Annotated in this window: 8 protein-coding genes; 6 read left to right on the forward strand and 2 right to left on the reverse strand. The window is 61.9% G+C overall.

Annotation, left to right across the window (positions count from 1 at the left end; genetic code table 11):
* Nucleotides 1-2: 2 nt before the first annotated feature.
* Nucleotides 3-1,037 carry a ribonuclease Z gene (locus DRB17_RS16475; RefSeq protein WP_114583322.1) on the reverse strand — a complete coding sequence of 345 codons (1,035 nt, stop codon included), beginning with the start codon at nt 1,035-1,037 and terminating at the stop codon, nt 3-5.
* 196 nt (nt 1,038-1,233) lie between these two features.
* On the opposite strand from DRB17_RS16475, the gene DRB17_RS16480 reads away from it, so the two are divergent.
* Nucleotides 1,234-1,815, forward strand: a complete 582-nt coding sequence (locus tag DRB17_RS16480; protein ID WP_114583323.1) for a peptidylprolyl isomerase — start codon at nt 1,234-1,236, stop codon at nt 1,813-1,815.
* 24 nt (nt 1,816-1,839) lie between these two features.
* Here the strand turns inward: DRB17_RS16480 and DRB17_RS16485 are convergent, their stop codons facing one another.
* The gene (locus DRB17_RS16485; RefSeq protein WP_161958864.1) at nt 1,840-2,709 is read right to left on the reverse strand and encodes a MurR/RpiR family transcriptional regulator; all 870 of its coding nucleotides are present in this window, start codon (nt 2,707-2,709) and stop codon (nt 1,840-1,842) included.
* 391 nt (nt 2,710-3,100) lie between these two features.
* Here DRB17_RS16485 and DRB17_RS16490 point away from each other — a divergent pair, with 391 nt between their 5' ends.
* The 5 genes from DRB17_RS16490 (at nt 3,101) to DRB17_RS16510 (ending at nt 7,442) form a co-directional block, all read left to right on the forward strand.
* Nucleotides 3,101-3,859 (forward strand): transporter substrate-binding domain-containing protein, encoded by a 759-nt coding sequence (locus DRB17_RS16490; RefSeq protein WP_114583325.1) that lies wholly within the window; start codon nt 3,101-3,103, stop codon nt 3,857-3,859.
* A 71-nt stretch (nt 3,860-3,930) separates the two neighbouring features.
* On the forward strand, nt 3,931-4,620 hold the full coding sequence (locus tag DRB17_RS16495) for an amino acid ABC transporter permease (protein ID WP_114583326.1): 690 nt from the start codon (nt 3,931-3,933) through the stop codon (nt 4,618-4,620).
* The gene (locus DRB17_RS16500; protein WP_114583327.1) at nt 4,617-5,345 is read left to right on the forward strand and encodes an amino acid ABC transporter ATP-binding protein; all 729 of its coding nucleotides are present in this window, start codon (nt 4,617-4,619) and stop codon (nt 5,343-5,345) included. The genes DRB17_RS16495 and DRB17_RS16500 overlap by 4 nt, the downstream gene beginning before the upstream one ends.
* Before the next feature lie 53 nt (nt 5,346-5,398).
* Nucleotides 5,399-6,613 carry a YgeY family selenium metabolism-linked hydrolase gene (locus tag DRB17_RS16505; protein ID WP_114583328.1) on the forward strand — a complete coding sequence of 405 codons (1,215 nt, stop codon included), beginning with the start codon at nt 5,399-5,401 and terminating at the stop codon, nt 6,611-6,613.
* A 7-nt stretch (nt 6,614-6,620) separates the two neighbouring features.
* Nucleotides 6,621-7,442, forward strand: a complete 822-nt coding sequence (locus DRB17_RS16510) for a carbon-nitrogen hydrolase family protein (protein ID WP_114583329.1) — start codon at nt 6,621-6,623, stop codon at nt 7,440-7,442.
* Nucleotides 7,443-8,014 lie beyond the last annotated feature (572 nt).

Raw genomic sequence — 8,014 nt, forward strand, 5'->3', positions numbered from 1 at the left:
AGTCAGTCCGTGGGGTCCTCGGCGTCGCGGCGGCCTTCGAAGGCGTCGGCGAGTTCGCGTTCCAATCGCTCGGGCTCATCTGCGTAGCGCGGCGAGATGTGCAGCGCTTCCACCCGCTGCACGCCGGCAAGGCGCGCCATGTGGCCGGCCTGGACGGCCGTCAGGTGCTTGCGGTCGGCGGCGGCGGCCCGGTCGTTGTGCGAGAACGCTGTCTCGATGAAAAGAATGTCGGCGTCGCGCGCGAGATCGACGATTCGGTGCTTGTTCCGGCCGGTATAGGCGGTATCGACGACGTAGGCGACCTTCTGGCCTTCGGTAGTGGAAAGAACGCGCTCCTTCAGCGTGCCGAGCGGCAATTCCACCGGCGCTTCTTGTGTTTTCTCCCGCCAGGCCACCGCAATTGGCGTATTGTCCGGTTGTCCTTCCAGCACCGCCCGTTTGAGGTCGCGCAGCCAGGGACCGACGACAAGCCCCATGTCCTCCACGCGGTTGCGCCAGACGTTGATATGCCCGCGCTCCTCCAGCGCGAAGCCCAGGCAGGGAATGCCGTGGTCGAGGACAGCCGCCCGCACCCAAATCATCGGTTCATCCAGCACGATGCCATCGCTCAGCGCTACGGCGCCCACATCCTCGCGAGCAAAGCGCCTGGACAATCGGAACCGCGCCCGCCTTCCTTGGGTGGACGAGATCACTTCGGTTGCCTGGAAGCAGACATCGGTGGTGAATCGCTCCACCAGATTCCAGCTATAGCTGGCCAGCCGATGGCCAAGGCGGTCGATGAAGCCCTCGGGGCCGACCACACGCAACGTCATGTCGCGTCCCAGCACCGCGCGCAGCAGCCGGTCGAAGTCGGCGAAATGGTCCATGTGCATGTGCGACACGAAGATGTCCTGCAAGCCGAGGATATCGCGCATCGACAGCGTCGAGATATCGCCGAGATCGAAGAGGAGGCCGCGCCGCTCGAACATGAAGCGGACATGGACAACCGGGTCGCCGTCCATGCCGTTCAGCGATCGGGCGTGCAAAAGCGGTTTCATGCCTGCCGGATACGGTTTGCCGGATTACCGATCGGCCTCGAAAGGTCGCTCACTCAGGGAGCATCGGCAAGGGTGATTGCGATGACAATCTGCGTCGCCATTGCCGTGAACGGGAACATGCTGGCGTGGAAACGGGGTTTATGCCAACTTCTGGGCCAACTTGGCAGCGATTCAACCCGCAAGGAGCGACAGCACGATGAAGGCGCTTTCCGCCCTGGTATTCATCCTCGCTCTGGCAGCCGCGTCCACGCAGGCGGCGCAGGCCGACCCGGTCGTTTTGATGTCCACGAGCCATGGCGACATCCGCGTCGAATTGGACCGGGAGAAGGCGCCGGAGACGGTCGACAACTTCCTGCGCTATGTGGAAGAAGGCCACTATGACGGCACCATCTTCCATCGCGTGATCTCGAATTTCATGATCCAGGGCGGCGGTTACACTCAGGACTTCCAGAAGAAAGCCACGCATGAGCCGATCCGTAACGAAGCGGATAACGGCCTGAAGAACGATCGCGGCACTATTGCGATGGCCCGGACGGCGGATCCTCATTCCGCAACCGCGCAGTTCTTTATTAACGTGACGAACAACGATTTCCTGAACCACGCCGCCAAGACGCGGCGAGGGTGGGGGTATGCGGTGTTCGGCCGTGTCGTCGAGGGCATGGATACCGTGGACGCAATCCGTAGCCTCCCGACGGGGCCGCAAGGCCCGTTCCCGAAGGATGTGCCAAGGGAGCCGGTCGTCATCGAATCGATGGAGGTCGTGACGCCGGCCGACTGATAGCCCTGGCCGTACCGGGCGGGACTACCTCGGGATGATGTCGCCGAAGGCGTCGTGGAGCCGCTCGACGTCGTTGATGTGCGCGTCCGTCCGCTCGAGGCAGCGTGTGCCGACCTGGGAGCAGAGGAAGTTTATCAGGCTGAACGCCACGGTATGGGAGTCGAAGATCGTTGCGCCGCGGCTGTGACAGCGAAGATGCACGACGTCGCCCCGCGAGGACGGAGCGGCTGTCATATCGCTTAAGAGGATGACGGGTACGGATCGCTCGGCCAGGACCTGGAGGATCCGTTCCACCTGCGGTGGGCGCCGCCGGAACGCGGCGAGGACCAAGACATCGTCGGTGCCGATCTCGGCGAACACTTCCGCCAGTTCCCACGCCGAATCCGAGATGGGCCGCACGCCGGCGCGAACATTGCGCAGCACGCTCTGAAGATAGCGGGCGATCGCATAGCTCATGCGGAACCCCCCGACCCAGACCACCCGCTTGGCACTCAATAGCTGGATAGCGCGCTGCAATGCCGTACGATCGATCGAGCGGTTCGACCGCTGAAGATTCTCCACTTCCCGATTGAGGTGCTCGCCAAGGGCGTCCTGCTCGGCTTGCGGCACTTCCTGACCCAATCCCCGCAGCGGCGAGGCCCAGGGGACGCGCGCGGCGGCATAGCGCGCATCCTCGAAGCGGTGATAGCCCAGACGCTGAAACAGCCTTGCGGCCGTCGCCTTCGAGACTCCGGCCTTCCGCGCCAGAGTAGTGGCCGAATAGCCGACGAGATCGCCACCGCATTCAAGCACAACGTCGGCCAAGCGCTGTTGACGCGGGCTCAGGTCATCGTAGACAGCAAGGATTCTGTCGTCGATCCGGGCCGGATCCGCAGTGAGTGCTGTTTCGATCATTTCATGAAACAGTGTTTCATAAGGGTCTTGACATTCCTTGGGCCTAATGAGCAGCATGAGTGTGCGAAGGCCAACAACAATATAATGGCGGATCGTGCCTTATCTGAAACGCTGTTTCAAGTTCGGCGTGCGCCAGCTTCGGGAAGGTTATCGCGGAGCGCGTGAATGTTCTGGGGGAGAGATATTCGTGGGCAGGCCGCGAATGCATGTAGGGCCGGACCATGGTCCATACCAGAAGCCTTCTCGCCGCGCCGGCACGATACCGTCGGACGACGCCAAGCCTACATTCACCTTACCGGATGACGGCGAGGCAATGATGACGGCAAGACGGGCAAGCGTCGGCTGCCGTCGCTTGCCGTGCGATGGAGCGAACCAAGCGGGAGGCTTTTACATGAAACGCGTGCTCACCTCCGTCCTTGCGGCCGCGGCCCTTCTGGTGGCCGGAACGGCCGTCGCGCAGGACAAGATCACCGTGGCGACGGACACTAATTTCAAGCCGTTCTCGTTCAAGAACGACGAGGGCAATTACGTCGGCTTCGACATCGATATGTGGCAGGCCATCGCCGAGAAGATGGATGCCGATTACGAGCTCCGTCCGATGGACTTCAACGGCATCATCCCGGGCCTGCAGACCGGCAACGTCGACGTGGCGGTGGCCGGCATGTCGGTGACGGCGAAGCGGGAGAAGGTAATCGACTTCTCCTATCCATACTACAAGGCCGGTCTCGTCATCATGGTGCGCGCCGACAACAGCGACATCGGCAAGCTCGAGGACCTGTCGGGCAAGGTCGTGGCGACGAAGCAGGGCACCTCGACCATTCCGTTCCTGAAGGAAAACATCGAGGCCGGCGTGCTCGATCCGACCGAGATCAAGAAGTACCCGAACATCACCGATGCATTCCTTGAACTGCGGGCCGGCGGCACGGATGCCGTCATCTTCGACCTGCCGCCGCTGGCGGATTACGCCAATGGTGTCGGCAAGGACGCGGTGAAGCTCGTCGGCCCTCTCTACATGGGGCACCACTACGGCATCGGCTTCCCGGCAGGCAGCGAGCTGCGCGACCCGGTCAACGTCGCCATCCTGGAACTCAAGGAATCCGGCGAATACGACAAGATCTACAAGAAGTGGTTCGGTTCCGAGCCGAAATAATCGACATTCGATGACACCATGTGCGGTGGGAAGCCGGTAACGCTTCCCACCGTATTTGTTGCGAGGCGCCGATGTCCGGTTTCGAATTCAAGTGGAGCGTCGTCCTGAACTCCGTTCCCACGTTGTTGGGCGGCGCGGAACTGACGCTGATCATTACCATTGGCGGGCTATTGTTCGGTTTCATTCTCGGCACCGTGGCCGGGCTGATGAAGCTGTCCGGCAAGCCCGTCATCCGCCCCGTTGCCAATTGCTATATCGAGGCGATCCGCGGCACGCCTTTCATGGTGCAGGTCATGTTCCTGTACTTCGGCGTTCCGCTTGCGCTGGGCACGCGCATCCCGCCGCTGACGGCAGCCATCGTCGCCGTGGCGGTGAATGCCGGCGCCTATGTGGCCGAGATCGTGCGCGGCGCGGTACAGTCGATCGACCGCGGACAGATGGAGGCTGGGCGCTCCATCGGCCTGTCGCACCGCCAGGCAATGCTCTACGTCGTCTGGCCACAGGCCTTTCGCCGCATGATTCCGCCGCTTGGCAACCAGTTCATCATCTCGTTGAAGGATACCTCGCTGCTGGTCGTGATCGGCGTTGGCGAGCTTACGCGCACGGGGCAGGAGATCGTGGCCGAGAACTTCCGGGCCTTCGAGGTCTGGCTCGCGGTTGCGGTGATCTACTTCGTCATGACCTACACCCTCTCCAGAGGGTTGCGTTACGTCGAGTACCGGGTATCGGCTTCTGAACGGGCGAGGTCCAGCAGCACATGATCGAGGTTCAGGATCTTCACAAGAATTTCGGGCATGTCGAGGTGTTGCGCGGCATCGACGCCAGCGTCGCGGCGGGCGAAGTGGTGGTCGTCGTCGGCCCGTCGGGCTCCGGCAAGTCGACGTTCCTGCGTTGCATCAACCGGCTGGAGGAGGTGACGTCCGGGCGCATCCTGATCGAAGGACAAGATGTCAGGGATTCGCGCACGGATATCAATATGATCCGCGCCGAAGTCGGCATGGTGTTTCAACAGTTCAACCTGTTTCCGCACCTCACCGCGCTCGGTAACGTCACGCTCGGCCCGCGCAAGGTGCGCGGTGCCAGTAAGGCCGAAGCCGACGATATTGGCCGCAAGATGCTGGAGAAGGTCGGGCTTGGCGACAAGATCGACAACTATCCCTCCCAGCTTTCGGGCGGCCAGCAGCAGCGCGTCGCCATCGCACGCTCGCTCGCGCTGTCGCCCAAGGCGATGCTGTTCGACGAGCCGACATCGGCCCTTGATCCGGAACTGGTCGGTGAAGTGCTAGCGGTGATGCGCGACCTTGCCCGCGAGGGCATGACGATGATCGTGGTGTCGCACGAGATGGGCTTCGCCCGCGACGTCGCGGATCGCGTCATCTTCATGGACGGGGGCGTCATCGTCGAAGAAGGCAAGCCCAGCCAAATCTTCAAGCAGCCGAAAAGTGCGCGTCTCAAGGACTTCCTGCGCCGGGTGATCGAACACTGACGCAGCCTGCGTGGGACGAGAGAATCATTCATTGCGTCGATCAAGAGAGTTCCATGACCATCGATTTTGCATCGGTTTATGCCGCCGCCCGGAACCATCGCGAGGACATCGCCCGTTTCCTGCGCGACATGGTCGCCATTCCCAGCGAAAGCTGCCAGGAAGGCGCGGTGGTGAAGCGCGTCAAGCAGGAGATGGAGAAGGTCGGCTTCGACCGTGTCGAGATCGACCCGATGGGCAACGTCCTGGGCTACATCGGCAACGGAAGCCGGTTGATCGCACTCGACGCCCACCTCGATACCGTCGGCATCGGCGACCGCTCGCAGTGGGAGCACGACCCTTATAAGGGCTATGACGATCCGGACATCGTTTATGGCCGTGGAACCAGCGATCAGGAAGGCGGCATGGCCTCGATGGTCTACGCCGGCAAGATCATCAAGGAGCTGGGTCTCGACGGCGACTACACGCTGCTGTGCACCGGCACCGTGCAGGAAGAGGACTGCGACGGCCTGTGCTGGCAGTATATCGCACAGGAAGACGGCATCCGGCCCGAGTTCGTCGTCAGCACCGAGCCGACGGCGTGCAACATTGCACTCGGTCAGCGCGGACGGATGGAAATCAAAGTCTCGGTCACCGGGCGCAGCGCGCACGGCGCGGTGCCGGAGCGCGGCCGGAACGCGATCTTCCGCATGGCGCCGATACTGGCGGAGCTTGAGGATCTCGCTGGGCGCCTGGGCAACGACGATTTCCTCGGCAAGGGTAGCCTGACGGTATCCGAGATCTTCTCGACCTCCCCCTCGCGCTGTGCCGTGGCCGATTCCTGCTGGATATCCATCGACCGGCGTCTCACATGGGGCGAAACGGCGGAAGGGGCGCTAGAGGAGATTCGCGCACTGGAATCGGTGAAGCGCGTGAGCGCCGAGGTCTCGATGTACAGCTACGACGAGGCGTCCTGGACCGGGCTGGTCTATCCGACCGAATGCTTCTTCCCAGCTTGGCGCCTGGAGTCGGAGCATCCGGCCTGCCGGACCCTTGTGAAGGCCTACCGAGGGCTTTTTGGCGGCGAGCCGAAGCTGGGGCGATGGGACTTCTCCACAAATGGTGTCTCGATCATGGGCAGGCTCGGAATTCCTTGCATCGGTTTCGGGCCCGGCCACGAGGATCAGGCGCACGCTCCGAACGAGATCACCTGGAAGGACGAATTGATGCGAGCAGCGGCAATGTACGCCGTCATTCCGCTCGTCTACGCGAACGGGGAAGGGCAAGGGTAGGGCCGTCATGCATATCCTGGCTGCACAGGTCGAGGTTCCGGCCGTTACCACGGCGCGTGAGCGGGATGCCTGGGTCACGGAGTTGTGCGGGCGCCTTTCCGCGTCCTTGAATGCGAACACAGCGGATCTGGTGGTTCTTCCCGAGTTGACAACCATCGACTACGGCCTTGCCAGCTTCGGCGAGCTTGCCGAACTTGCCGAGACGCTGGACGGTCCGTCCACGCAGGCCTTCGGTGCTCTGGCAAGGGAAACGGGCGCTTGGGTCACTTTCGGCATGCCGCGGGCCGACGGCGACACCTTCCGCATCAGCCAGGTCTTCGTCGGCCCGGACGGCGAGCCGCGCGGCCATTATGACAAGCTGCACCTCGTCGGTTTCGGCGACATCCGCGAAACGCGGTTTTTCTCCCCTGGCAATCATCTGGCCGTGTTCGAGATTGCCGGCATGCGGGTTGCCCCGGTCATTTGCTACGATTTCCGGTTCTCCGGCCTGTTCGACCGGCTCTGCCGGGAGCTGGGAGTGGAGCTGGTGCTGCACCCCGTCGCGTTCGCCCGGGACGATACCTTTGCGAGCTGGCATGCATTCGCGGTCGCCCGTGCGCTGGAGTGGCAGGTTCATGTCCTCAGCCTGAACAGGGCGGGTGCCAATTTCGGCCGGTCGATCTATGTGCCGCCCTGGGTGGATCAGGCGACCTCCACCACTGTGTTCGGGGACCGGGAGAGCTTGGTGCGTCTCGACATTGCAAAGACGGCTATCGACGAAAGTCGCCGCGACCACCCTTTGCAGACGGATCGACGCCACGACTATTCGAAGATTCCCGTTGAATCGTAAAAGCGCCTCCGTTTCGAATCGCTAAATCACAATATTCATGAACGTTCGTGTAATTTGGTAGTTTTTTGTTGGATGTTCATGAAGTCGCGTTATGAGCGCGCGCCTCAAAATTTTTCGTTCAAATCAGTTTCGATACAATAAATCTTCAAGATAAAGGATACAACTTTAGTAGAATACAAATCGAATGGCGAAAATGCTAACCCTTAAGATGGCGAAGGCATCGCCGTGGGACGGTATTTTCGAACTGGCGGAACCATGAATATCAAACATGAGGATCGGCAGCTTCTAAGGCTTGTCTGCCAGGGCTGCACGCGGATTGAGGTTGCCAATCGTAGCGGGTTGCGGCTTGGCGAGGTGGATAGTCGTCTTCGGGCAATCCTGTGCGCCCTTCGACGGGAGGTCGACCGCGTCGCCGAGGGCCGCCGAGGGATCGTATCGACCGGCTCTACGTCGCGTAGCGGCTAGCAGGACGCTGAAAAACCCGGCCGAGGCGCGCTCAACCGTTGGATTTTCGGGCGGCGATGTCTGAGCGCGGGCTGGGATCGAGGGCGTTGCATTCCCGGCGGTGGTGG

The sequence above is a fragment of the Ferruginivarius sediminum genome, assembly GCF_003344765.1.
GTDB classification, from domain to species: Bacteria; Pseudomonadota; Alphaproteobacteria; order Kiloniellales; family Rhodovibrionaceae; genus Ferruginivarius; species Ferruginivarius sediminum.

Bases quoted from the DNA above. Each gene is read 5' to 3' on its own strand.
- DRB17_RS16475 (WP_114583322.1), bottom strand. From the start codon at position 1,037: ATGAAACCGCTTTTGCACGCCCGATCGCTGAACGGCATGGACGGCGAC.
- DRB17_RS16480 (WP_114583323.1), top strand. From the start codon at position 1,234: ATGAAGGCGCTTTCCGCCCTGGTATTCATCCTCGCTCTGGCAGCCGCG.
- DRB17_RS16485 (WP_161958864.1), bottom strand. From the start codon at position 2,709: ATGATCGAAACAGCACTCACTGCGGATCCGGCCCGGATCGACGACAGA.
- DRB17_RS16490 (WP_114583325.1), top strand. From the start codon at position 3,101: ATGAAACGCGTGCTCACCTCCGTCCTTGCGGCCGCGGCCCTTCTGGTG.
- DRB17_RS16495 (WP_114583326.1), top strand. From the start codon at position 3,931: ATGTCCGGTTTCGAATTCAAGTGGAGCGTCGTCCTGAACTCCGTTCCC.
- DRB17_RS16500 (WP_114583327.1), top strand. From the start codon at position 4,617: ATGATCGAGGTTCAGGATCTTCACAAGAATTTCGGGCATGTCGAGGTG.
- DRB17_RS16505 (WP_114583328.1), top strand. From the start codon at position 5,399: ATGACCATCGATTTTGCATCGGTTTATGCCGCCGCCCGGAACCATCGC.
- DRB17_RS16510 (WP_114583329.1), top strand. From the start codon at position 6,621: ATGCATATCCTGGCTGCACAGGTCGAGGTTCCGGCCGTTACCACGGCG.